Origin of the sequence: Acinetobacter sp. UBA991, assembly GCF_002292065.1 — a bacterium.
GTDB classification, from domain to species: Bacteria; Pseudomonadota; Gammaproteobacteria; order Pseudomonadales; family Moraxellaceae; genus Acinetobacter; species Acinetobacter higginsii.
This window is the reverse complement of the sequence record NZ_DBBF01000028.1, coordinates 17451-41447: the sequence shown is the minus strand read 5'-3', so window position 1 is coordinate 41447 and position 23997 is coordinate 17451. Positions and strand designations below refer to the sequence as shown.

The window sequence follows — 23997 nt, the reverse complement described above, 5'->3', positions numbered from 1 at the left end:
TAGCAAAGTTTCTTCAATTGCAGAACTAGTCGTCTAAACCCATAAAAAAACAGCCCGATGGGGCTGTTTTTTAAAACGCATGTTGTACAAATTATTCGATACGTTCGCCATGTTGGCTAAGGTCAAGGCCCATACGTTCATCATCAGCGCTGACACGGATACCAATCACCAAATCAATCACTTTCAGGATAATGAAGGTCACAATTGCGCTATAAGCGATTGTTGCTAACACACCTTCAATTTGTACCCACAATTGACCGATAAAGGTCGGTGCAAGTGCAACATTTGCCGCTTTGATGATTTCATCACTGTAGAACACACCTGTAAGAATCGCACCAACGATACCACCCACAGCATGTAAACCGAACGCATCTAGAGCATCATCCGCTTTAAGCAGGCGTTTCAGTGCAGTAATCCCCCAGAAGCACACCACACCACCAATTAAGCCCATGATTAATGCGCCACCTACACCAACGAAACCAGCAGCAGGCGTAATCACCACTAAACCAGCAACCGCACCTGATGCACCACCAAGAACTGATGCTTTACCACGAACAAGACGTTCAACAATGAGCCATGAGAATGCAGCAGCGGCAGCAGCGACTTGAGTTACAAGAATCGCCATACTTGCACGCGCACCCGCACCTAAAGCACTACCACCGTTAAAGCCGAACCAACCCACCCAAATCAAGCTTGCACCGATCACAGTTAAAGTCAGGTTATGTGGTGCCATCGATTCACGGCCAAGGCCTGTACGTTTCCCTAACATGTATGCTGCAACCAAACCTGCAACACCTGCGTTAATATGAACAACCGTACCACCAGCAAAATCTAATGCGCCTGCTTTGAATAACCAGCCATCAGCCGCCCATACCCAGTGAGTGATTGGTGCATAAACCAAAATTACCCATACTGCGATAAATGCCATAAATGCTGAATATTTCATACGATCAGCAATCGAACCACTGATAATCGCAACAGTGATGATCGCAAACGTCATTTGGAAAATAACAAATAAGCTTTCAGGAATTGTTCCACTTAAGGCATCAAATGCAACGCCATTCAGCATCGCCTTGCCCAAGTCGCCCACATAAGCTCCTGAACCAGAGAAAGCCAATGAGTAACCGGCAATTACCCAGATTAAACTCACTAAGATCGCCGCAGAAAGGCTGAACATCATGGTGCTGAGTACGTTTTTCTTACGCACCATACCACCATAGAACAGAGCCAAACCAGGAATAGTCATCAACAGAACCAATGCTGTTGAAACAAGAACCCAAGCTGTATCACCCGTATCCACTGTTGCTACAGCAGCAGGAGCAGCCTCTTCAGGAGCTGGAGCTTCAACTGCAACGATTTCAGTTGTTGCAGCACCCGTATCAGCAACGGCTACAGTTTGTTCAGTTACTGGTGTTGATGCAGCATCTTCTGCCCAAACCACCGCTGAACCACCTAAGAGTGCGCCAGATAGACTGAGCGCCATAAGCATTTTTTTCATTCGTGTCCCCCAACCTTATTTTGTGAGCTATTTCTCTTATTTCTAACTCAGCAAAGTTTGTGCCAATTTAGACAGCATCTGGCCCAGTTTCACCCGTACGGATACGGATTACTTGCTCTAAATTCGTGACAAAAATTTTGCCGTCACCAATTTTGCCTGTGCTTGCGACACGAGTGATTGATTCAATGACTGCGTCCACCATTTCATCACTAATTGCAATTTCAATCTTCACTTTCGGTAAGAAATCAACCACATACTCTGCACCACGATACAGTTCTGTATGACCTTTTTGACGTCCGAAACCTTTGACTTCAGTTACGGTAATCCCTTGAACACCAATCTCAGAGAGTGCTTCACGCACATCATCTAATTTAAATGGTTTTACAATTGCAGTTACAAGCTTCATGTTTGTTTTCCTTCGGCTTATTTTCACCAGTAAGGTTTTATGTTCAATTTTCATGCCAATATTTAAAGGTTGGGGTTTTTTAAATATTGAGCACAAGCTTTCTTTATAACCTATTTAGGCTTGAAGATGTAGATAGTGCATCGAAAATAAGTTTCATTTCGCTATATTGAATGAAATCAACCAGTCACTCATCCTTCTGTCCCGAAGTGTGCTAGAGGAATATAGCCAGCAGTGATACACTGAGCAGCAAATATACATAACCTATTGAGCACTTTATGATTGAGACTCTTTTACAGGCAATTTTGCAACAAGTTGACCAACCTAAAAAAGACCTAGAAAAAAACTTACGTGCGTTACTCAGTGAAAGCATCGAAAAGTTAGACCTTGTCTCTAAACAAGAGCTTGATCGCCAACGAACTGCTCTCAATACGGCCAATCAACGCCTCACTGAGCTGCAACAGCAAATGAAAATACTTGAAGAAATCGTTCAGAATAAAAAATAAGCACCAATTCGGTGCGAATAGCACCGAAAAATGATTAAAAATAAAGCACCACAATGGAACAATAATAAGATGTCTTTTGCAAAAATTTATACGAGAGGCTTATTAGGTCTACACGCCCCACAAATTGAAGTTGAAGTTCATATCAGTTCAGGCTTGCCTTCACTCACAATTGTAGGTCTACCTGAAGCTGCAGTACGTGAAAGTAAAGATCGTGTCCGCTCAGCCATTATTAATAGCGGTTTTCAGTTTCCAACCAAGCGCTTAACCATCAATTTAGCCCCAGCAGATCTCCCTAAAGATGGTTCTAGACTTGATTTACCCATTGCTCTTGGTATCTTGATTGCTTCAGGACAATTACCAGAAAATAGCACTGAAGGCTTTGAATTTATTGGTGAACTGGCATTAGATGGACATTTACGCCCGATTTCAGGCGCATTGACCATCGCGATGGCCTGCCAACAAGCGCAGCACCGTCTGTTACTGCCTAATGGCAATTTAGAAGAGGCCAACCAACTCCCCAATTTTGAGGTATATGCGGCCAATCACCTACAGGATGTATGTGCACATTTTTCGGGCAATTCTCGAATTACGGCTGCACCACAAAGATCAATTCATGGTTTAACCTCTTATCAACTCGACCTCGCAGATGTTAAAGGACAATTACGACCACGTCGTGCCTTAGAGATTGCAGCAGCTGGTGGGCATTCGCTCTTATTTAAAGGTCCTCCTGGTACAGGTAAAACCTTACTCGCCTCTCGCCTTCCTTCCATTTTACCGCCACTCAATGCACAGGAAAATTTAGAGGTCGCCAGTATTTATTCAGTTGCCAATGCACAACATAGCTTTGGACAACGGCCCTTTCGCGCACCACACCATACTGCATCTGCGATTGCCTTGGTCGGTGGTGGCTCACAACCCAAACCTGGTGAAATTACCTTGGCACATTTGGGTGTATTATTTCTGGATGAATTACCCGAATTTGACCGCAAAGTCCTCGAAGTCTTGCGTCAACCGCTAGAGTCCAAAGAAATTGTGATTTCTCGTGCAGCAAGGCAAATGACTTTTCCTGCAAATTTTCAATTTATTGCAGCAATGAACCCCTGCCCATGTGGTTATGCCTTTAATCAGGATAGTCGTTGCCAATGTTCTCTGGATAGTATCCAACGCTATCAAAATCGAATTTCAGGCCCGCTATTAGATCGGATTGATTTACATATTGATGTTCCACCTTTACAGGCACAAGAATTACAGGATCGTACCCCAACCGAAAACTCTGACACGGTACGACAGCGCGTCATCAATGCTTATGAAAAACAGATCCAAAGACAACATTGTTTAAATCAAGCGCTCTCTCCAAAATTATTGGAACAGCATGCCTTATTAGATGACAGCTCAATAAAAATTATTGAAATGGCACAACAGCGGCTCAACCTTTCTGCTCGTGCCTATCATCGGGTGTTAAGAGTGGCTCGAACCATTGCAGATCTAGCAGAAAGTGAATTCATCAGTAGTGGCCATATCACTGAAGCCTTGTCCTACCGCGGTCAGCAAAGCTAAAAAAGCGACCTTGAGGTCGCTTTTTTATGGATCAGACTCAATTAGAAGGCATAACCTAAAGCTAATACCACTTTATTCTTTTGTTTGGTTTCATCACGGGTATAGCCGCCAAAAATATAATCCAGACTCCACGTTGCGCCGGTATTGCCCAAAGGATGTGATAAACCCAGTGTTGCATGACGGAAAGCAAAATCCGTTTTAGTTACATCGCCAGCTTTGGCTTGATAAGCCAGATACTCGTCGTCATCACCATAATAATAGGCTGCGACTTGCGCTTTACCTGTAAATCCACCTGCAAGTTTTGGCGCATAGGTCGCCAAGAAATAGGTATCCCCTTTGTTCCCGAAAGTCACATTATTCAATAAAGTCTGCGCGGTAATGCTGAAATCTTTATAGCTCAAACCCAAGATGGTTTCATAACCTGTCGATTCCCAACCCGGATAATAGTAATAAACCGTTCCCCCAATTTGATAACCAAGATCCTCGGTAATTTTGCCTTTATAGCCCGCGTAAAAATCGTTTTCGAAGGATTTTTTCTCTTCCTTCACATCAGTAGGCGAAGTATTAAAATCAGCATAGGCAGCCGTTAAAGTCGAAAACCAATAACCCAAATAAAAACCACTGTCATGTGTATAATCCAGCCCCCCTTGCACTGCGGGTGTATCACTTTCTGGTGAGTTGGTCATACCACGTAAATTGTAACTCGATACCACATTCACATTACCTGTGATCGTCCCTGGAAATGGCAGTTTTGTTTCCTCAGCCAAGCTCAAAGTTGATACTGTAGCCATCATTCCCAGTACAGCAGCCTTGCATGCAAATTTCATCATATTGGTCTCCCCCTATATTTTAGATACTCAATTGATTTTTAAGCTTTAAATTGCATCACAAGCTAATTAGCAATTGCTGTGCCAAATCACAAAAATAAAAAAAAGACAAGTAAAATCAAATGCTAATGAAAATTAACTCAATATTTTCTCGGTTTTAAAGCAACATATTTCTAATCATGCAACTGAAATGAGCGATTCCAATCCTTCATAGCGCATAAAAAGCACCTTTTTAGCCAAGTAAATAATTTATATTCATTCAAAACCTTAGTTACTGAGCAGCATAAAAAAACAGCAAGTTCAAAAGAAACGATGTTTAATAATGATCTAACAAGATTCGCATGCTGTTCCTTCAATAGTGCGAACAATATAAAAAATTCTCAGACTGGCTGATATGATGATTGATGAAACCGTCCTACTGACTTTAGGGTTCTTTGCTTTCTGTGGCGGTCTGATTGATGCAGCAGTTGGCGGTGGTGGTTTAGTACAAATACCTGCCTTATTACATGCTTTGCCACAACACAGTATTGCGACCGTTTTTGGTACAAATAAGTTAGCTGTTTGGGCTGGAACGGCATCTTCTATTTTTAAATTTATTCATAAAATCAATTTTGTGTGGAAGCTTCTGCTTCCCACAATGCTGGCAGCATTTATATTTGCATTTATTGGGGCGATGACCACTGCCTATATTCCCAAGCAATTGATGACGTATGTCATTTTCTTGGTACTCATCATGATGGCTGTCTATACATTTTTGAAGAAGGATTTAGGTGCACGAAGTACTTATCTCAAATGCGGACATAAAGAAATCTTGCTCGGAATCCTTTTTGGCGGATTGATTGGCTTCTATGATGGTGTTTTTGGGCCTGGTAGCGGAAGTTTTCTACTCTTTCTGTTTGTCAAAGTTTTCGGTTTTGATTTCCTCAATGCTTCAGCATCGGCAAAAGTTGTTAACCTTGGGACATTTAGCGCAGCACTTTTATTTTTCATCCCTACAGGTCATGTCTTGTGGGCAATCGGATTAACGATCGCCGTCTGTAATATTATGGGTTCTTTAGTGGGTGTTTTTTTAGCGCTACGCTATGGCAGTCAATTTATCAGATTATTTTTTCTTATTCTTTTGGTCTTCCTGATTATCAGAATGGGTCTATCTATATTTTAATCAGGCTTAATATCTCAATGCTCAAATCAATAAAAAGCCAGCAACAGTGCTAGCTTTTTATTTACTTAAAGAAACTTAGAATGCTTTGGTCAATGTAAACACAGCGCCTGTCTCAACGCCACGTTTATAAGGTTGAGTCTGTGCATCGATATTAGTCCCTACCGCTGCGAGTTCAGCCGTTAAACCCGATACTGATTTAACGCTATAAGTCACACCTGCTTTCCAGTCTACATAATTATCTTTAGCATCTTTTTGACCAAAAGCTTCATCAAGATCTACTTTGGTATAGCCAATGCTTGCAACACCACCGAAGCCGGTATCAGCGAAAGGAACATTATAAGTCGCATTTACATACCAACCATTCTCATCTGTACCTGCAAAATCATTGGTATAGTTCAAACTACCCAATAAGCTGTCGCCAGATGCCAAGACATTTTTAAAGCCTAATTTTGCATATAATTCTAACCAGTTCAGATCAGATGCACTTGGATAGCCGTAATACCATAAACCCACATCTAAAGTCGGTTTACCCGCAAATGGAAGTTCAGTCGCATAGCCCACATATGGATCTAACTCCAAATGTGGATCTGGAGCGCCAAAATTAACATTCGAACCCCACACACCTGCATATAAACCAGATGAATGTGTCAATGTAAAACCACCTTGCACCGCAGGATCACTTTCAGTTTGAGTAATACCACGATAACGATAATCTGTCGTTAAAGCAGCGGTTCCAGAAAAGCTAAGGCCGTATTGAGATAATGTATTTGTTTCTTCCGCCATAGCAAAAGTCGAAGTCACTGCACAAATACTCAACGCGATTGCTTTACATGCAAATTTCATCATATTGATCTCCCCCATGATGGATATTCGACTGATTTATGTTTTAAATTGCATCGAAAAGTAATTAGCAATTGCTGTGCCAACTCTATAAAAACTGCATTAAATCTCGATTTTGTCCCATAAAAGTGCTGAGCTTTTGTCATCTGTGCCTTGGAATTGATCTTTATCAAAATCAGATCTATTTTTTTGAACTATTTAGAAGCGTAACTAAAATAAAGACTATTTATTGCACAAAAAAGAGGCATATCTGCAAAGTAAAAAAGCAACAAAGCGTTTAAAAGATAAGCATTGTGTAGAAAAAGCAGGCAGTGTTCCATAAAAGTGCATCGGCAAAAAACTTAAATTCGCCTGAACATCTGTAACTTTTGGATTGATGAGTCACTGTCATTCGTCGGGATGGTATTTTTTGCAAACCGATACGCTTATTTTTTAAACAAAGAAAAAATAACTCATTAAATAGAAAGAAAAAATAATGCAATAAATCACATATTTTTATAAAAATAAATCAAAAAACATACAGCTTATTTTACAACCAAATTAAATTAAATTAAACATAAAAATCATTACCTTAAATTTAATTTGACGGTTTTTTAAACGAGAAACAAATCATAAAATTATATAAGTATTTTATTTAATATTAATTAAATTATTTTAATAAAAATCTATCTTTTTTATGCATAACTTATACAATTGGTCAAAATTTCGGTTCTATCCCAAATTTATTTTTTTTAATGAGGCGAGCTATGCCAAAGGCAAATAAACTTACTTTAGCGGTTTTGATTAATGCCGCGTTAATTACCTCAACATATGCAAGCGAACAAAGCGAAGCAAAAGGACTTGTTGAAGATGCCAAAGGGGATATTTTATTCCGTACTGGTTATTTAAATCGTGACAAAAAGAATGGTGTCAAAGACACAAGCTCATATGCTCAAACGGCAATGGTGAAACTGGAAACCGGTTTTACTCAAGGTTTAGTCGGTTTTGGTGCTGGTGTGATCGGTGATGGCTCTTTTAAATTAGGCTCAAACAACAATTCTGGTAACGGTATGATTCCGAAACGTCCAGATGGTTCGGCTTATGATCACTGGGCACGTGGTGGCGGTTTTGTTAAAGCCCGTATCTCGAATACTACGGTCACTTACGGTACACAAATTTTAGATCTACCTGTCTTGGCAAGTAATACCACGCGTTTGGTTCCTGAATACTTTGAAGGTGTTTTGGCAACCAGCCGTGAAATTAATGGCTTAGAATTAACGGCAGGTAAATTCACCAAGGATCAGTACTCTGATCAAATCAATCGCGATGGCCGAAAGCTTGATAGTGCTGTGGTTTGGGGCGCAAAATACAAATTTGATGACAACTTAAATGCCGCTTACTTTGGCTTAGACAGCAAAGATAAGTTGGATCGTCATTATATCAATGTGAACTACAAACAAGCGTTAGATAAAAACAGTGGTTTGACTTACGATTTGAGCGCATATCACACCAAGTGGGATGAAAAAGCGAGCACTTACTCAAGTACGACAGATGATTTGTCTAATCGTAAAAACACCATTTGGGCACTTTCTACAACCTATAACACTGGTCCTCACAGCGTGATGTTGGCTTACCAACAAAACAATGGCAATACTGGTTATGACTATGGTGAGAATGCTGATGGTGCACAAAGTATCTATTTGCCAAACTCTTACTTGTCTGACTTCATTGGTAACAGTGAAAAATCTGCACAACTTCAATATAACGTAGACTTTGGTGGTTATGGTGTTCCTGGTTTAAGCTGGACCACTGCATATGTTTACGGTTGGGACATTAAAGTTAAGAACCTGACTGACAATGCCAAAGAACGTGAGTTCTTTAACCAAGTGAAATACACCGTTCAATCTGGTTTTGCCAAAGATGCAAGCTTACGCTTACGTCACTCATACTACCGTGCGAGTGATGACTACCAAACAAATGCCTACATTGGTGATACCAACGAATGGCGTATCTGGCTTGATATCCCTGTGAAATTATTCTAATTCACAGTTGATCAAGCAATAAAAAAACTCCATTCAAATGAATGGAGTTTTTTTATGACCAAGCTTTAAAAATTCCAAGCTTGGCTCAGCATTTCAAAGTTACTTTTTAGCCGCTTCAATCGCTTTAAGTACTTCTGCTTTCGCAACATCCGCACCTTCCCAGCCACTGATTTTTACCCACTTACCAGGCTCTAAATCTTTGTAGTGAGCAAAGAAGTGCTCAACTTGGCTGATCAATAACGGTGGAAGATCCGTATATTCTTGAACATCTTTATACAGTGGAGATAATTTTTCGTGTGGAACAGCGATGAGTTTTGCGTCGATACCACCGTCATCTTCCATTTTCAATTTACCGACTGGGCGACAACGAATCACAGAACCCGCAGCAACAGGATGTGGAGTTACAACAAGTACGTCTAATGGGTCACCATCTTCAGACAAAGTATTTGGTACATAACCGTAGTTTGCTGGGTAGAACATTGCTGTACCCATGAAACGGTCTACAAATAACGCATCTGAATCTTTATCGATTTCATATTTGATTGGCGCTGCATTTGCAGGAATTTCAATGATGACATAGATGTCATTAGGTGCGTCTTTACCCGCAGGAATATTGCTATAACTCATATCAACACTCGTTTAATATTGTGAAGTCAGATGTAAATCGGACAGATTATAACGTGAATACAATGAAAATGATGCTAGATATGCAAACAGCTGGAGAATTTTCTATCCAGCAGCGCTTAAGTCATTTTGATGGTAATCACGAACAGTAAAATTGGACAAAGCAGAGAGAAAAACCAAATAATTGAACGCAAAGTTGCCAAATTGGCTAGATAACAGATGCCATAAATCACACGGAATACGATATAAGCCCAGCCCAGCGTAAGAATAAAGCGTTCTGGCACGACCATATATTCTGCCATCAAAATCGCAGCAATAAACAAAGGTAAACTTTCAAAGCTATTCTGTTGCACGGCATTGGCGCGTGCAGACAAGCCAGTGGTTTTGGCTAAAAACTCACGCGGGTTTTGATTATCTTTTGCTTGAAAACCACCTTTCGATTTTGCAATCAAGGTAAACACATACGGCAACAAACATGCGACTATAATCATCAATATAATGCCGCTAATACCTTGCATGCTGAGATCCATCATTTGAAGTTCTTCTGATCATGCTATCATAATCTATAATTTATTGAACTTTCATTTATGCTTGTTCTACAAGCGTTTCTTTTACACCACGTTTTTGTGTAAAAGTTGTGTTTTTTCATACAGTTTTAAGGTCAAACTATGCAGCAGCAAGATCAAAAAGAAATGTTTGATGTTTTGGCACAGCAACGACAACATCAACTCTTGGTTGATCGTGTGTTGAAAGTTGTGCTCCCAATCATGGCATTTCTACTCAGTGTGATTTGTGCCAATCTAAATTGGCAGTCCACCTTGGGCACATTTGTCATTCTAACAGTTGCCTTTTATGCGGTTGGCATTTACCGTTTGACCCTGTGGCACTGGTTAGCAGTGATTGTGCTGTATGCTATTGCTGATAATTATTTTAGCTTTAATGGTATTGATCCCACCCGTTTACGTTTCCAGCTCGCGACCATGGTGGTTTTTGTCGGCATTGTCGGTATTGGACGACCGTATATCGATCGTTGGCTCATGAAATCAAATCATACTAAATAAACCCAAATAAAAAAAACGCCGCAATTGCGGCGCTTTTTTTAGCTTTATTCTTAAGCTGGTTTACGTAAGTCTTTACGTAAGATTTTACCTACGTTTGATTTCGGTAATTCTTCCATAAACTCAACATAACGTGGGCACTTATAACCTGTTAGGTTTTGTTTTGCATAAGCAATGATTTCTTCAGTGGTTAAAGAAGGATCTTTTTTCACGATAAATAATTTTGGCACTTCACCTGATTTTTCATCTGGAACACCAATCGCAGCCACTTCCAATACTTTTGGATGCTTCGCAATCACTTCTTCAATTTCACTTGGATAAACGTTAAAACCAGAGACCAAGATCATGTCTTTCTTACGGTCAACAATCTTCACATAACCACGTGAATCCATCACACCGATATCACCCGTACGGAAGAAATTGTCAGCAGTCATCACTTTGGCAGTTTCATCTGCACGGTTCCAATAGCCTTTCATGACTTGAGGGCCGCGAATTGAAATTTCACCTTGTTCACCCAGTGCAACTTCTTTACCGTCATCATCCAAAATTGCAACTTCTGTTAATGGCAATGGAATACCAATCGTGCCACTGAATTCAGTTGTTGCAGGTGGGTTCGCAGTTGCAACAGGTGAGGTTTCAGACAAACCATAACCTTCAATAATGGTTGTACCTGTGATTTTTTTCCATGCCGCAGCAGTCGATGGCAACACCGCCATACCACCACCCATCGCCATCTTAAGATTGCTATGGTCAAGTTGTTTGAACTCTTCATTGTTCACTAAAGCATTAAACAATGTGTTTACTGCTGGGAAGAATGATGGCTGGTATTTACGTAATTCACCAACCACTGCTGGCAAGTCACGTGGATTTGGAATCAAGATATTCGCTTGGCCTTTGTACATACCGTAAAGCGCGCATACCATGAACGCAAAGATATGATATAGCGGCAATGCACAAACAATGCGATCACCTTTCGCGCTGTCAGAAGCACCAAACTTGCTTGAGAAAATTGCTTCACACTGAAGTAAGTTTGCAACAAGATTACGATGCGTCAATTCAGCACCTTTAGAAACACCTGTTGTACCACCCGTGTATTGGAGTACCGCAGTATCACTTAAGGTTAAGCTTGGACGCTTGTAGTTGCTTGGATTGGCTTTGCTTAATGCAGCATTGAATTTGGTATGCCCAGGGATATTCCATGCTGGAATTTGTTTACGCACTTTACGTAAAACAAAGTTGACCAAGGTACCTTTCAATGTACCCAACATGTCACCCACAGAAGCCACCACAACATGCTTCACAGGTGTTTTACCAATAATGCTTTGATAAACGCTGGCAAAGTTTTCAATGATTACCAACACTTCAGCACCAGAGTCATTCAATTGATGCTCAAGTTCACGTGCTGTGTACAATGGATTCACGTTTACAAGCACTAAACCTGCACGGAATACACCTAAAGCAACCACTGGGTATTGGAAAACGTTCGGCATCATGACCGCAACACGTGATCCTTTCGCTAAACCTAAGCTCTGTAAATAAGCAGCGAATTTACGGCTAGCGACTTCTAATTCATTAAACGTTAAAACTTTATCCATGAAGATAAAGGCATCACGTGAACCAAATTTTTGGAAATTGCGTTCAAAAATATCAACAAGTGAGGTGTTTTCAGCAGGCAGTTCAACTGTTTCTGGAATTCCTGTCTTTTGGTATTCAGCAAACCAAATCTTTTCCATAATGCCATTATCTCCGAGTGGTAATCCTTAAAAATGTAACAACGTTACGTCCATGACAAAACATTTTTTTTAACTTTTTGAATTGCCCTGTCAATCTATTCAAACAATATGAATACATTGTCATATATAACGTATTTGTATCACAGAATACTAGCCTTATCTCTGAATGAAGAGTCTATTTGCTTTTTGATATCCGCGTGGTAAAAGTTGCCCCTTTGTTGCTCTTTTTCCTAGATATTTTTGGAGATCGTCCCCTTTCAGTTTTAGATGCTGTTGTCCTGCAGCGACTTGGATTATTTCATCTAAACTCAGGGTTGTCATGGATAAAATTTGCTCTTTTTCATCAAGTTGTATCAACTTGTTACCTTTACCTTTATTCAGAACAGGAAGTTCTGCTAAATCAATAATCAGTAAACGCCCTGATGAACTGAGGATCGCAACATGAGTTGCTTGCTGAATTGGCAGCAATGGTAAAGCCGTTCCCTTATCTGCAACCGTCAAGAATGCCTTACCCGCTTTGGCATTGGTATCCAATTGCGCAGCTTGGGTTTTAAAACCATAACCTTTAGAACTGACCGCAAGTAATTCACTATTATCGTCCTCAATAAAGACTTGAATAAATGAAACCCCACTGGCTGGAGACAGTTTAGAACTGAGCGGCTCTCCTAAGCCACGCGCCGACGGTAAGCTGCTAATTGGCAAGGCATAACTACGCCCTGTTTCATCCAAGAAGTACACCCGCTGATTGGTTTTACCCACAGCATGACTTAAATACTGGTCCCCCGCTCGGAAGTTAAGATTAGCAGCATCCACTTCTGCACCTTTGGCAGCGCGGACCCATCCAGCTTCTGACAACACCACGGTCACCGCTTCCGCTGGCATTAAATCTTGTTCTTTGATCTGTACCGCATCTGCACGGGCAACGATTGGTGAACGGCGATCATCACCAAATTTTTTCGCGTCTTCTTTTAGCTCACTGATAATAAGATTTTTCAATGATTCTGGATTTGCCAATTGCTCACGAATAATGGCGGCCTTGGCTTCCAGTTCTTCTTGCTCACGGCGAATTTCCATTTCTTCAAGCTTGGCTAAATGGCGAAGCTTGAGTTCTAAAATCGCTTCAGCTTGAATCTCATCAATACCAAAATGCTGCATTAATACAGGTTTTGGCTGGTCTTCTTCACGAATAATCCGAATCACGGTATCAATATCTAAGTAGGCAATTAAAAGACCTGCCAAAATATGTAAACGCTTTTCAATTTTAGTTAAATGATATTGCAAACGACGGGTCACGGTTTGCTTACGGATCTCAATCCACTCTAACAAGATTCGGCGAATCGATTTCACCTGTGGACGACCATCCGCCCCAATCATGTTCAGATTGACACGATAGCTTGATTCTAAATCTGTCGTCGCAAATAAGTGACTCATCACCGTTTCTGCATCGACACGATTAGAACGCAGCACGATCACCAAACGGGTTGGATTGCGATGATCAGACTCATCTCGAATATCGGCAACCAGTGGCAACTTCTTGGCAATCATTTGATCGGCAATTTGAGTCACAACTTTTGAACCAGAAACCTGATAAGGCAATTCGCTAATCACGATTTCATTTTTTTCGACCGTATACACTGCTCGAACACGATAACTACCACGACCTGTGGTTTGAATTTTCAGTAATTCTTCAGGTGGAGTAATAATTTCAGCTTTGGTCGGTAAATCTGGTGCAGGAATATATTCTGCTAATTTTTCATCGGTGGTTTCAGGATTACGAATCAACGCAATCGTGCCTTTCACCACTTCACGCAAGTTATGTGGCGGGATATCGGTTGCCATCCCCACCGCAATCCCCGTGGTACCGTTCAGCAAGATATTCGGCACACGTGCAGGTAGCGTGATTGGCTCTTTCATCGAACCATCAAAGTTGTCCTGCCATTCGCTAGTGCCTTGCCCAAGTTCGCTCAGTAATAATTCACTATAAGCCGAAAGTTTAGCTTCGGTATAACGCATGGCCGCAAATGATTTTGGATCATCAGGTGAACCCCAGTTGCCCTGACCCTCAACCAGTGGGTAACGATAGCTAAATGGCTGTGCCATCAACACCATCGCTTCATAACAGGCGGAGTCACCATGCGGATGGTATTTACCGAGTACGTCACCCACGGTACGTGCCGATTTTTTCGGTTTGCCTGTCGACTTTAAGCCGAGCTCGCTCATCGCATAGACAATACGGCGCTGTACAGGCTTTAAACCATCACTGATATGGGGCAATGCACGATCCATAATCACGTACATGGCATAGTTCAAGTAAGCCTGCTCAGTGAATTCGGCTACGGAACGGTTTTCTGTTGCATGATGTGCAAGGCTGGTCATTTCAGCGAGTCATCCAAAATCATTTATTATCGTCAATGTTTTGTATGCTATGTGGATGCAGGCGTTGTGACAAGCCCTTGTTGTTGTTTAAACGTCAAATGGTGTCTTAGGATGATTACAAGGCCTCAAAACTTAAACATTCTTCATGATTTATAAGCTGACAAGCGGCATAAAGCCGCTATTCAAGACAATATTTTGCTTTTGTAATATATTTTTCTTTGAACTTAGAAATATCAATGCTCATCGGTTGAGGACGCAGATTCCGCATCATCTTCTTTATAAATAAATTTCGGCATTTCCAAACCAAAATAGATCGCAATCAAACGTAAAGTGAAACCAAAAACCAAAGTGAAAATCACGGTAAGATCGTGTGGCAAACCGACTTCCAAGCACACCCAATAACAAATCACAGCGACAAAGGAAATACTGGCATAGAGCTCACGACGGAACACCAACGGTACGTCATTACACAGAATATCACGCAGAATACCACCTGATACTCCAGTTAATACCCCAGCGACCGCAGACACCACAAAGCCATGCCCCATCGATAACGCAATCTGGCAACCAATAATGGTAAAGCCGATTAAACCCAAGGCATCCAGTACCAAGAAGATATTACGCAAATGGCGCATCCACTTGGCAATAATAATGGTGACAAAGGCAGCAATACAGGTCAGCACCAAATATTCAGGATGCTTGACCCAGGTTAAAGGATAATGTCCTAACAGCACATCACGTACCGAACCACCGCCTAAGGCCGTGACACAGGCAATCAGCACCACACCAAACCAGTCCATACTACGTCGGCCCGCTGACAAAGCACCAGTCATCGCTTCCGCAGTAATGGCAATAATATAAATTACGGTGAGTAACATCTGCCTACATCCCTAAATCAGGCGTAAAAGTGTGCGCTATTCTAAGACAAACTTAGATGAATTGCGCACAACATTGCTTAAATTTTTTCCCCGAGCCACAAATGCAGGGTTGTTTCATGGTGATTTGCATGTCCAGAGTCGGGTCAAGGAAATACCACTGCTGTTGATGCAATACAAAATGTGAAATTTCATGATGAATATGCGCTTGCGTGCCATCATGATAATGTGCCTTAAACTCAACCAGCGCATGCGTTTTGTCCAGCTTGGGTTGATGCTGCACTACTTCCAATTTGAGCCATTGGTTCGATTGACTCCAGTCGGCAATCGCTGCCCGATCTAAAGCACTTTGCTGCCCCAAGGCAGTCGTTTGCAAAATATAGTCAATCTGCTGCAAGGCAAAAGCACTATAACGCGAGCGCATCAATTGCTCTGCAGTTTGAGCAACTTGCTGTTTTAAGTGCAAAGGCTGACAGCACGCAGCATATTGCCCCTGCCCACATGGACAATTTTGTGATGATGTCATTTCCAATTCTCAAATAAAAAAGCCCTGAGAAAAGCCTTGTACCACAAGGCCAAACCCAAAGGCTATTTGCTCAAACTTAATTATTTCTCGGTCGTCTTCTCTTTCGGAAGGATGCGCACTTTTTCAATCTTGTGCCCATCCATTGTCACAACTTCAAAACGATAGCCATCGACTTCAATCATGTCACCATTTTCAGGTAAACGACCAAGATGGAATAAGATATAGCCCGACAAGGTTGAGTATTCTTCGCTTTCATCGACCAAATCTTTGCCCAATAACAAAGAAACGTGACGAATGTCGGTTGAACCTTCTAACAACATCGAACCATCATCTAGACTTTCTGCAGTTGCTTCCAATTCATCTTCATCAGGGAATTCACCCGCAATCGCTTCTAACATATCAATTGGTGTGGCAATCCCTTCAATCGAACCATATTCGTTCAGGACAATCGCCATTTGTAATGGTGCTTGACGTAATTGCTCCATTACCATCAGGACTTGTGCATTTTCATGCACAATCACAGGTTCACGTAAGTGTTTACTGAAATCAATCGCACCTGTTTCGATATATTCATTCAATACTTTATGGGTGAGAACAATACCTTCAATATTGTCTAACTCACCACGAGCAATGATCAAACGCGAATGGGTCATTGCCATTAAACGTTCTTTTAACTCAGCAGGATCATCATCTAAGTCTAGCCACTCTAGCTCTGGACGTGGTGTCATCACCGACTTGACTGGACGCTCAGATAAACCCAATACCCCTTGAACTAGAACACTGTGATATACGCCATTATCTTCATCAAAGACTTCTTTGGCATAAGCTTGAGTCGCTAACACATCTTCTGCTTCTTTGTTCTGACTTTCGTTACCATTGCCTTTGCTGCCCAGCATACGCAGTACGGCAGAGGCGGTGCGATAACGTAAATCTGTTGTCGTCACCAATTTCTCTTGGTTACGGCGCATAGTCTGGTTGACCATTTCCACCAACACCGAGAAACCAATCGCAGCGTATAAATAACCTTTTGGAATATGGAAACCAAAGCCTTCAACCACCAATGAGAAGCCAATCATCATCAAGAAGCCAAGACACAGAATCACTACGGTTGGATGCTTATTGACGAAATCCATCAATGGGCGTGAAGCCAGCAACATGATACCAATCGCAATCGTTACCGCGATCATCATCACCGAAAGCTCTTTCACCATTCCCACTGCAGTGATCACACTGTCGAGCGAGAATACAGCATCAAGCACCACGATCTGTACCACCACCATCCAAAACACAGCATGCACCGGATTTTCTTCTTTATGTGCCTGCTTGCCTTCAATGCGTTCATGCAGTTCCATGGTGCCTTTAAATAACAAGAACACACCACCAAACAGTAGAATTAAGTCACGTCCAGAAAAGGGATGGTCAAAAATATGAAACAGCGGTGTGGTTAATGTCACCACCCATGCGATCGAGGCAAGTAAGATCAAACGCATTAACAGAGCGAGAATTAAACCAATTTTACGCGCAGCATTACGTTGTTCTGGTGGTAATTTTTCTGCCAAAATTGCAATAAAAACAAGGTTATCAATACCCAATACAATTTCAAGCACCACCAATGTGGCTAAGCCAACCCAAGCAGCTGGATCTGACATCCATTCCAGAATCATTGAGGTGACTCCTCTGCAAAATCAGCAATATTGTTATGAAGTTGAGATTTTAAAAGGTCGGCATAAACAGCCAAAACATTTTTTTTAGGAAATAAGAACAATGCGGAGCGACAACAACCACTACTCATAGAGGTACAAAGATTAATAAAAGGATTTTCAGTATAGGCAAGATTGCAGTGAAATTCATCTTTTTTTATGTTGAGGATGTTTTCAAATTCTTTCGAGACGCGACAAAAGCCCATTGTATGTAAAATGTGCATAAAACTGTCACAAACCTGATTTAGCCTAGACAAGCACAGCGAAAATGATAAGGTGAAAATAAACGAATGAATAGTGTATTAAGAATGACAGAGAAAAAAAGCATTAACCCAACTCCCATTACCACCCAATCCCTTATTGCGTTATATTGCGGTTCGCGTACAGGCAACAAGCCTATTTATCGAGATAAAGCCATTGAACTTGCCCAGCATATTGCCAATCAAGGTTTTGGGATTGTCTATGGCGGTGCCAGTATTGGTTTAATGGGACAGGTCGCAGATACTGTACTAGAACATAACGGTGAAGTAGTCGGTGTGATTCCAGAGTTTATGTTGGATTATGAAATTGCCCACCATAAACTGACTGAACTGCATATCGTCAATAGTATGCATGAACGTAAAGCCCTGATGGCTGAACGTGCCAGTGCATTTATTGCTCTACCTGGCGGTCTAGGAACTTTTGAAGAAATTCTGGAAATTGCCACTTGGGGACAGCTCAATCAGCACCAAAAACCGATGATCATTTATAACGTCAATCGTTTTTATGATGCCCTGATTGCACAGCTTGATCATGCGGTAGAAGAAGGCTTTTTACCACCACAGCATCGCGCCAAAGTGATTATTTGCGACACACTGGAACAGATTTCAAGTGTGATTAAAAACTTAAACACACCTAGCCATATCGAAGTCTAAAACTGACCCATAAAAAAAGCGGATCAAGGAGATCCGCTTTTTTTATATTGAGAACTTATTGTACATTCACTTGATATAGCGCAGTTGAACCACTGACTTCATTTCCCACCACCAATAAAGGCTTACCATTTGGTGAATCTTTTGCAGCAATAAAGATCAAGCCTTCAGGCCCTAAATCGCCCTGTTTTGCAGCATCGGTTTCGACAAAATTACGTGTCGTAAAATATTCAATAAATTTCGGTTTATTCGGTGTGGTGATGTCATACACCATCACTCCACTCATCCGCTCTAAGCCAATAAAAGCAAAAGTTTTCTGACCAATCGTGCCGATAGCAATACCCTCAGGCTCAGGGCCTTTATTATCACTACGGTCATCAAAAGCCACTGCTTCATGGTCACTATTAAAATAGTTCGGGAACAATTCAGCGGTTTTCTTTTCAAACTCGCTGCCAGAGTCCCAAACCAACTGTCCTTGAGTATTCCAGATACTGAATGAACGCGCGCCGTAAGCATAGAGCTTGTCATAAGTGAGCAAGCCATTGGCATCTAGTTTGGCTGAACCATCTGCATTAGTTTGATAACCCATGTTCCACGCAATATTGAGACGACCCAATGCAGCATCATCACGGCATGTACCCGCAGTTGTAGCAGTGGCGCCACAATACGCAAAGGTCACTGGATTGAGTTTTGCCCCTTTCACCCCTGCAGCCAGTTGCTGTAAATGTGCTGGATAATCGCCATCCTTATTAAAGCCTTTGCTGTTAAACAGATGCTTCATTCGGATATTTTCAACAAAGCCTTTACTGGCATCGCCCGCATAATAGGCTTTGGAATCCTTCAACCATTCACGGCTATCACCTTCATTGGCAGTGACCAGATAGGTTTGACCATTTGCTTGATAATTGGCAATCGAATCAGGTTGATACATCCCGACCAAGCCAGCCCAAGTCTTGATATCAATCTTTTTGTCTTTATCACTGACATCTAGTTCATTGCCAATTTGCCCATGATCTTTATAGCCCAATGGATAAATATCCGTCACTTTCTGCTGTGTAATATCGATCCGAGCAATCGCATTATTTTCCTGCAATGTCACCCAAGCCGTTTTGCTATCTGCAGAAATGGTTATATATTCAGGTTCTAAATCCTGAGCCACACTCGCATTGGGGCCAAAAATACGTACACCTTTGGCGATTAAATCCGCCTTTTGTGAATTCCACGGCTTAAAGTCTGCGACACTAGCTTTGGGTTGTTGAATATTGCTGATATTGATAATGCTGACTGAACCTTCAGGATCAACCGAGTAGTCATCGTTTGGCTCGCCTTCATTGGCCACCAAAACAGTTTTGCCATCGGGACTAAAAGTCAACATATCGGGCAATGAACCCACAGCAACTTTGCTGATAAAACTTAAGTCCTTGGCATTAAAAAATACCACGATCCCTGTATCGGTTTTCTTCTCAGCTTGGACTACAATTGCAACAATTCCATTTTTAACCGCAACACTGTTCACTTCCGAATTGGCTAAATAAGTACGGGCAGAAAGTTCTGCAATATGGACGGGCTTTTCAGGTTTAGATGCATCTAAGACATCGACTAAACCCTTCTGGGCATTGACCACAAAGAGACGTTTGCTCGCAGCATCATAAGCGGGAATTTCAGCAGCACTTTTGGCAAAGACATTGGTTTCATAGCGCCCTAATAAACTTAGCTTAATCGTTTCAGGGGTTGTTTCAACTACTTCTGCTGGCGTGTTTGTTTTACTATTGTCGTTGTCATCATTACACGCCACTAACCCCACCGACAGTAACGCTGTCAATAATACTGAAATCCTAAATTTCATGATCAAATTCCATACAATTTATTCTGTATGGCTAATCTAGTCGTTGGTGATGCAAATTCGATGACACTTTAATGTCAGTTTCATGACCACTCTTTGACAATTTTAGGCTTTATTTCACACACAGTTGCATTAAACTAAAACTGCCTTTTTAAGCATCATGGCTCATGACAACGACAACACATCAAGCGGTACAGCCTGAATTCCGAATGTTGGTGCTCTTGGTCTCGATTGGCTTTTTTATGCAAGCCTTAGACACAACCATCGTCAACACGGCAATTCCTGCCATGGCAGTACAACTCAATGAAAATCCCCTGCAAATGCATGGCGTCATTGTGGCCTATGTGCTGTCCGTTGCAGCCTGTATTCCGCTCAGTGGATGGCTGGCTGATCGCTTCGGTATTCGTAATATTTACCTCAGCTCCATGGTGATTTTCAGCTTGGCCTCGCTGGGCTGTGGCTTGTCGCAAAACCTAGAACAATTATTATTTTTCCGCGTCATTCAAGGGGTTGGTGGTGCCTTACTGATGCCCGTGGGCCGATTGGCACTGTTAAAACTAATCCCACGCTCCCAATTTCTATCTGCCATGAGTCTGATGAGCCTTGCAGGTTTGATTGGACCGTTGATGGGACCAACTTTAGGGGGTTGGCTCGTCGAAGTAACGACTTGGCACTGGATCTTTTTAATTAATATTCCGATGGGAATTTTGGGAATGATCATGACCTTCAAAGTCATGCCAAACCAGAAAGAACCAAGCGTCAAATCCTTCGATTTAAGTGGCTTTATCCTGTTAATGGTCGCAATGGTAGGCTTGTCTTTAGGCATTGAGAATATTGCAGCATCGCAATATTCCCGCTGGATCAGCGTGGCTTTATTGATTTCCGGACTGCTGGCAGCCACCGCTTATGCCTACCATGCGCATACGCATCAAAATGCCCTGTTTCATGGTCGCCTATTTCGCTACAAAATCTTTTCAATCGGCGTACTGGGCAATTTCTTTGCCCGCCTCGGCAGTAATGCGATTCCCTTCATTTTACCGCTGATGCTGCAAGTTGCCTTTGGCTTTGAACCTTTCTATACCGGTTTAATGATGATACCACTGGTGCTCGGCTCCTTATTTTCCAAACCGATTATTCGCCCCTTGATTCAACGGGTTGGTTATCGTCGTTTCTTACTCACCAATACGGTTTTAGTCGGTTTATGTATCGCCAGTTTTTCTCTGATGACTGCCACCACCCCTTTATGGTTAAAAGTGTTGCACCTGTTTATCTTTGGTACGCTCAATTCACTGCAATTCGTGGGCATGAATACGCTAACCTTGAAAGACTTAGCACAACAGGATGCCAGTAGCGGCAATAGCTTCTTGTCGATGATTATGATGCTTTCCATGAGTATCGGGGTGGCCTTGGCAGGAACGTTAATTAATCTGTTTGGGCAACAGTTTTCCAGTGCCTCGATTAGCACCGCCTTTCACGCCACTTTGATCACTCTCGGCTGTATTAATATCATTACCGCCTTGGTGTTCTGGCAAATTCCCAAAGAAACCATAGATTAAAAGATGCCCAGAAAATTGCTCAAATGGGACACCATGCAGCATCCAAATGTGTGGCACAATTGTAGACACAGATCAGGTTTCACAAGGCAAAACCTGTACAATTCACTCATAAACAAGCGCGTTATTACTTAGGCACCGCATAACACAAACGATATGGCAAAAAAATCTGCAAAATTTCCATCGACACCACATTATCCGACTTATGCCAGTATCGGTTTAGCGGTCATGCTGGGTGTGGTCAGTTACTTTGGTTTGTTCTATCAGCAGAAAGCATCAGCACAGGATTATTCCATTCGCGGCTTTGATATATCTCATCATCAAGGCGAGATTAACTGGAAAAAAATCTCGCCGATGCAATATCAATTCGTCTATCTCAAAGCAACCGAAGGCGGTGATTTTAAAGATCGTAACTTTCAGGAAAACTGGCTCAAAGCACGTGAACGTGGCCTGCATGTAGGCGCTTACCATTTCTATCGCCTGTGTCGTGATGGCGCCATACAAGCCGAAAATTTTATTGCGACCGTTCCGAAAAAAGCCGATGCCCTGCCGCCTGTAATTGATTTGGAATATGACAGTAACTGCATCAACACCTATACCAAAGAGCAATTACTGAAAGAAATTCAGGTCATGCATGACCAACTACAACAGCATTATGGCAAACAACCGATTTTTTATATTTCCAAAAGCTTTTACCATATTGTCCTGATGGGAAACTTTAACAACACTCCGTTATGGGTCAGAGATTATGAGGGTAAACCTGAGCTCAAAGATGGTCGACAATGGCTGTTTTGGCAGCATAGCAGTCAAGGCAAAATCGATGGCGTTCCCAAAGCCGTGGATTTAAATGTTTATGCCGAATCACCAAAGCAATGGCGGATTTTTCTGAAAGCACAAGGCATTGAAGATGCCAAATGAGTTACGCAAAATCATCCATATCGACATGGATGCCTTTTATGCCTCAGTCGAGCTCAAAGACCGCCCAGAGCTAAAAGATTTGCCTGTGGTGATTTCCTCACATCATCCTCGTGCAGTGATTGCAGCAGCGTCTTATCCTGCCCGTGTCTTTGGACTCCGTTCTGCCATGTCAATGGGACAAGCCAAAAAACTCTGTCCACAGGTCATCGTGATCGAACCCAATTTTGAAAAATACCGCGAAGTTTCAGCACAAATTCATCAGATTTTCCAGCAATACACGCCCTTGATTGAACCGCTTTCCTTAGATGAAGCCTATCTGGACGTGACTGAAAACTTAAAGAATATTGCCAGTGCCACCGAAGTCGCTACACAGATCCGTGCTGATATTTTTGCAATCACAGGACTGACCGCTTCCGCAGGCGTGGCACCGAATAAGTTCTTGGCAAAAATTGCCTCGGATTGGAACAAACCCAATGGTTTATTTGTGATTAAACCGAATCAGGTGCTACGTTTTATTCAAGATTTAGCCTTGAATAAAATTCCTGGGGTGGGCAAAGTCACCCAAGAACGATTGCAGCAACTGAATTTACATACCTTGGGCGATCTGCAAAAAATTGACGAAAATGTGCTGATTCATCATTTTGGAAAGTACGGCAAACAGCTGTATTTATATGCGCAAGGCATTGATCACCGACCTGTCAAAGCAGAACGAGAACGTCAGCAAATTTCCAAGGAAATTACTTTTGACGATGATTACACCCTTGCTCAATGCAGCCATGCGTGGCAGCCATTGACCGAGCAAGTCTGGCGCAGTTTAAATAAAAAACAGCTAACGGCTCGCGGTGTGACCGTCAAACTCAAGCTTAAAAATTTCCAAGTCTTACAGCACAGTAAAAGCTTTAAGCAGGCACTACAATCACAACAAGACTTGGGGCAAGTGGTACTACAACTTCTCGATGAAATGCATATTGACCCAGAATTCCAATTCCGTCTGGTCGGCGTCGGGGTATATCAATTACAGGCGCTAGAAGAAGAATCACAACTTTCTTTGTGGTAGTGCTGATTT

Annotated in this window: 22 protein-coding genes; 9 read left to right on the top strand and 13 right to left on the bottom strand. The window is 41.9% G+C overall.

The genetic code is table 11. The features are described from left to right. Positions 1-91 precede the first annotated feature (91 nt). Both B2727_RS13240 and glnK read right to left on the bottom strand, forming a co-directional pair. Complete coding sequence (locus B2727_RS13240) at positions 92-1498, bottom strand: ammonium transporter (RefSeq protein ID WP_005200614.1); 1407 nt, start codon at positions 1496-1498, stop codon at positions 92-94. Between the two features lie 67 nt (positions 1499-1565). Further along, positions 1566-1904, bottom strand: coding sequence for a P-II family nitrogen regulator (glnK, locus tag B2727_RS13235; RefSeq protein ID WP_004656379.1), 339 nt, complete (start codon positions 1902-1904; stop codon positions 1566-1568). 275 nt (positions 1905-2179) lie between these two features. On the opposite strand from glnK, the gene B2727_RS13230 reads away from it, so the two are divergent. Both B2727_RS13230 and B2727_RS13225 read left to right on the top strand, forming a co-directional pair. After that, a complete protein-coding gene (locus tag B2727_RS13230) occupies positions 2180-2407 on the top strand; it encodes an accessory factor UbiK family protein (protein WP_004802123.1) in 228 nt (75 codons plus the stop codon). A gap of 69 nt (positions 2408-2476) precedes the next feature. Further along, on the top strand, positions 2477-3964 hold the full coding sequence (locus tag B2727_RS13225) for a YifB family Mg chelatase-like AAA ATPase (RefSeq protein WP_033133937.1): 1488 nt from the start codon (positions 2477-2479) through the stop codon (positions 3962-3964). Between the two features lie 41 nt (positions 3965-4005). Here the strand turns inward: B2727_RS13225 and B2727_RS13220 are convergent, their stop codons facing one another. Beyond that, positions 4006-4794, bottom strand: a complete 789-nt coding sequence (locus B2727_RS13220) for a TorF family putative porin (protein ID WP_033133913.1) — start codon at positions 4792-4794, stop codon at positions 4006-4008. 394 nt (positions 4795-5188) lie between these two features. Between B2727_RS13220 and B2727_RS13215 the strand changes: the two genes are divergently transcribed. Beyond that, positions 5189-5953: a sulfite exporter TauE/SafE family protein gene (locus B2727_RS13215; protein WP_033133912.1), complete on the top strand. Its 765-nt coding sequence runs from the start codon at positions 5189-5191 to the stop codon at positions 5951-5953. 75 nt (positions 5954-6028) lie between these two features. Here B2727_RS13215 and B2727_RS13210 read toward each other — a convergent pair whose 3' ends face one another. After that, a complete protein-coding gene (locus B2727_RS13210) occupies positions 6029-6799 on the bottom strand; it encodes a TorF family putative porin (RefSeq protein ID WP_004802085.1) in 771 nt (256 codons plus the stop codon). A gap of 740 nt (positions 6800-7539) precedes the next feature. On the opposite strand from B2727_RS13210, the gene B2727_RS13205 reads away from it, so the two are divergent. Then, on the top strand, positions 7540-8814 hold the full coding sequence (locus B2727_RS13205) for an OprD family outer membrane porin (protein ID WP_033133911.1): 1275 nt from the start codon (positions 7540-7542) through the stop codon (positions 8812-8814). A 99-nt stretch (positions 8815-8913) separates the two neighbouring features. Here the strand turns inward: B2727_RS13205 and ppa are convergent, their stop codons facing one another. Both ppa and B2727_RS13195 read right to left on the bottom strand, forming a co-directional pair. Beyond that, positions 8914-9441, bottom strand: a complete 528-nt coding sequence (ppa, locus tag B2727_RS13200; protein WP_004656389.1) for an inorganic diphosphatase — start codon at positions 9439-9441, stop codon at positions 8914-8916. Between the two features lie 116 nt (positions 9442-9557). Beyond that, complete coding sequence (locus B2727_RS13195) at positions 9558-9956, bottom strand: MAPEG family protein (protein ID WP_004802081.1); 399 nt, start codon at positions 9954-9956, stop codon at positions 9558-9560. A 150-nt stretch (positions 9957-10106) separates the two neighbouring features. Here B2727_RS13195 and B2727_RS13190 point away from each other — a divergent pair, with 150 nt between their 5' ends. Next, entirely contained in the window at positions 10107-10499 is a 393-nt protein-coding gene (locus B2727_RS13190) for a hypothetical protein (protein WP_033133910.1), read from the top strand. A gap of 50 nt (positions 10500-10549) precedes the next feature. Here the strand turns inward: B2727_RS13190 and B2727_RS13185 are convergent, their stop codons facing one another. From B2727_RS13185 to B2727_RS13160, 6 genes are all read right to left on the bottom strand, one after another. Beyond that, the gene (locus B2727_RS13185) at positions 10550-12229 is read right to left on the bottom strand and encodes a long-chain-fatty-acid--CoA ligase (RefSeq protein WP_005191709.1); all 1680 of its coding nucleotides are present in this window, start codon (positions 12227-12229) and stop codon (positions 10550-10552) included. A gap of 156 nt (positions 12230-12385) precedes the next feature. Continuing rightward, the gene (parC, locus tag B2727_RS13180; RefSeq protein ID WP_033133909.1) at positions 12386-14605 is read right to left on the bottom strand and encodes a DNA topoisomerase IV subunit A; all 2220 of its coding nucleotides are present in this window, start codon (positions 14603-14605) and stop codon (positions 12386-12388) included. Positions 14606-14838: 233 nt separating this feature from the next. Then, positions 14839-15483, bottom strand: a complete 645-nt coding sequence (locus B2727_RS13175) for a trimeric intracellular cation channel family protein (protein WP_004802075.1) — start codon at positions 15481-15483, stop codon at positions 14839-14841. A gap of 52 nt (positions 15484-15535) precedes the next feature. Then, entirely contained in the window at positions 15536-16006 is a 471-nt protein-coding gene (locus B2727_RS13170) for a YchJ family protein (protein WP_005191701.1), read from the bottom strand. 80 nt (positions 16007-16086) lie between these two features. Further along, positions 16087-17670, bottom strand: a complete 1584-nt coding sequence (locus tag B2727_RS13165) for a TerC family protein (protein ID WP_005191700.1) — start codon at positions 17668-17670, stop codon at positions 16087-16089. After that, complete coding sequence (locus tag B2727_RS13160) at positions 17667-17912, bottom strand: hypothetical protein (protein WP_005200628.1); 246 nt, start codon at positions 17910-17912, stop codon at positions 17667-17669. Before B2727_RS13160 ends, B2727_RS13165 begins: the two co-directional genes overlap by 4 nt. An 84-nt stretch (positions 17913-17996) precedes the next feature. Here B2727_RS13160 and B2727_RS13155 point away from each other — a divergent pair, with 84 nt between their 5' ends. Then, positions 17997-18620, top strand: coding sequence for a TIGR00730 family Rossman fold protein (locus tag B2727_RS13155; protein ID WP_033133908.1), 624 nt, complete (start codon positions 17997-17999; stop codon positions 18618-18620). Positions 18621-18675: 55 nt separating this feature from the next. Here B2727_RS13155 and B2727_RS13150 read toward each other — a convergent pair whose 3' ends face one another. Next, entirely contained in the window at positions 18676-20463 is a 1788-nt protein-coding gene (locus tag B2727_RS13150) for a choice-of-anchor I family protein (protein ID WP_033133907.1), read from the bottom strand. Positions 20464-20627: 164 nt separating this feature from the next. On the opposite strand from B2727_RS13150, the gene mdtD reads away from it, so the two are divergent. The 3 genes from mdtD (at position 20628) to dinB (ending at position 23988) form a co-directional block, all read left to right on the top strand. Beyond that, on the top strand, positions 20628-22016 hold the full coding sequence (gene mdtD / locus B2727_RS13145) for a multidrug transporter subunit MdtD (protein ID WP_033133906.1): 1389 nt from the start codon (positions 20628-20630) through the stop codon (positions 22014-22016). A gap of 153 nt (positions 22017-22169) precedes the next feature. Beyond that, positions 22170-22931 (top strand): GH25 family lysozyme, encoded by a 762-nt coding sequence (locus B2727_RS13140; RefSeq protein WP_033133905.1) that lies wholly within the window; start codon positions 22170-22172, stop codon positions 22929-22931. After that, a complete protein-coding gene (gene dinB, locus B2727_RS13135; RefSeq protein WP_005200644.1) occupies positions 22921-23988 on the top strand; it encodes a DNA polymerase IV in 1068 nt (355 codons plus the stop codon). The genes B2727_RS13140 and dinB overlap by 11 nt, the downstream gene beginning before the upstream one ends. Positions 23989-23997: the final 9 nt, after the last annotated feature.

Excerpts from the sequence above, each read along its gene's own strand:
- B2727_RS13240 (WP_005200614.1), bottom strand. The coding sequence starts at position 1,498 with ATGAAAAAAATGCTTATGGCGCTCAGTCTATCTGGCGCACTCTTAGGT.
- glnK (WP_004656379.1), bottom strand. The coding sequence starts at position 1,904 with ATGAAGCTTGTAACTGCAATTGTAAAACCATTTAAATTAGATGATGTG.
- B2727_RS13230 (WP_004802123.1), top strand. The coding sequence starts at position 2,180 with ATGATTGAGACTCTTTTACAGGCAATTTTGCAACAAGTTGACCAACCT.
- B2727_RS13225 (WP_033133937.1), top strand. The coding sequence starts at position 2,477 with ATGTCTTTTGCAAAAATTTATACGAGAGGCTTATTAGGTCTACACGCC.
- B2727_RS13220 (WP_033133913.1), bottom strand. The coding sequence starts at position 4,794 with ATGATGAAATTTGCATGCAAGGCTGCTGTACTGGGAATGATGGCTACA.
- B2727_RS13215 (WP_033133912.1), top strand. The coding sequence starts at position 5,189 with ATGATTGATGAAACCGTCCTACTGACTTTAGGGTTCTTTGCTTTCTGT.
- B2727_RS13210 (WP_004802085.1), bottom strand. The coding sequence starts at position 6,799 with ATGATGAAATTTGCATGTAAAGCAATCGCGTTGAGTATTTGTGCAGTG.
- B2727_RS13205 (WP_033133911.1), top strand. The coding sequence starts at position 7,540 with ATGCCAAAGGCAAATAAACTTACTTTAGCGGTTTTGATTAATGCCGCG.
- ppa (WP_004656389.1), bottom strand. The coding sequence starts at position 9,441 with ATGAGTTATAGCAATATTCCTGCGGGTAAAGACGCACCTAATGACATC.
- B2727_RS13195 (WP_004802081.1), bottom strand. The coding sequence starts at position 9,956 with ATGCAAGGTATTAGCGGCATTATATTGATGATTATAGTCGCATGTTTG.
- B2727_RS13190 (WP_033133910.1), top strand. The coding sequence starts at position 10,107 with ATGCAGCAGCAAGATCAAAAAGAAATGTTTGATGTTTTGGCACAGCAA.
- B2727_RS13185 (WP_005191709.1), bottom strand. The coding sequence starts at position 12,229 with ATGGAAAAGATTTGGTTTGCTGAATACCAAAAGACAGGAATTCCAGAA.
- parC (WP_033133909.1), bottom strand. The coding sequence starts at position 14,605 with ATGACCAGCCTTGCACATCATGCAACAGAAAACCGTTCCGTAGCCGAA.
- B2727_RS13175 (WP_004802075.1), bottom strand. The coding sequence starts at position 15,483 with ATGTTACTCACCGTAATTTATATTATTGCCATTACTGCGGAAGCGATG.
- B2727_RS13170 (WP_005191701.1), bottom strand. The coding sequence starts at position 16,006 with ATGACATCATCACAAAATTGTCCATGTGGGCAGGGGCAATATGCTGCG.
- B2727_RS13165 (WP_005191700.1), bottom strand. The coding sequence starts at position 17,670 with ATGATTCTGGAATGGATGTCAGATCCAGCTGCTTGGGTTGGCTTAGCC.
- B2727_RS13160 (WP_005200628.1), bottom strand. The coding sequence starts at position 17,912 with ATGGGCTTTTGTCGCGTCTCGAAAGAATTTGAAAACATCCTCAACATA.
- B2727_RS13155 (WP_033133908.1), top strand. The coding sequence starts at position 17,997 with ATGAATAGTGTATTAAGAATGACAGAGAAAAAAAGCATTAACCCAACT.
- B2727_RS13150 (WP_033133907.1), bottom strand. The coding sequence starts at position 20,463 with ATGAAATTTAGGATTTCAGTATTATTGACAGCGTTACTGTCGGTGGGG.
- mdtD (WP_033133906.1), top strand. The coding sequence starts at position 20,628 with ATGACAACGACAACACATCAAGCGGTACAGCCTGAATTCCGAATGTTG.
- B2727_RS13140 (WP_033133905.1), top strand. The coding sequence starts at position 22,170 with ATGGCAAAAAAATCTGCAAAATTTCCATCGACACCACATTATCCGACT.
- dinB (WP_005200644.1), top strand. The coding sequence starts at position 22,921 with ATGCCAAATGAGTTACGCAAAATCATCCATATCGACATGGATGCCTTT.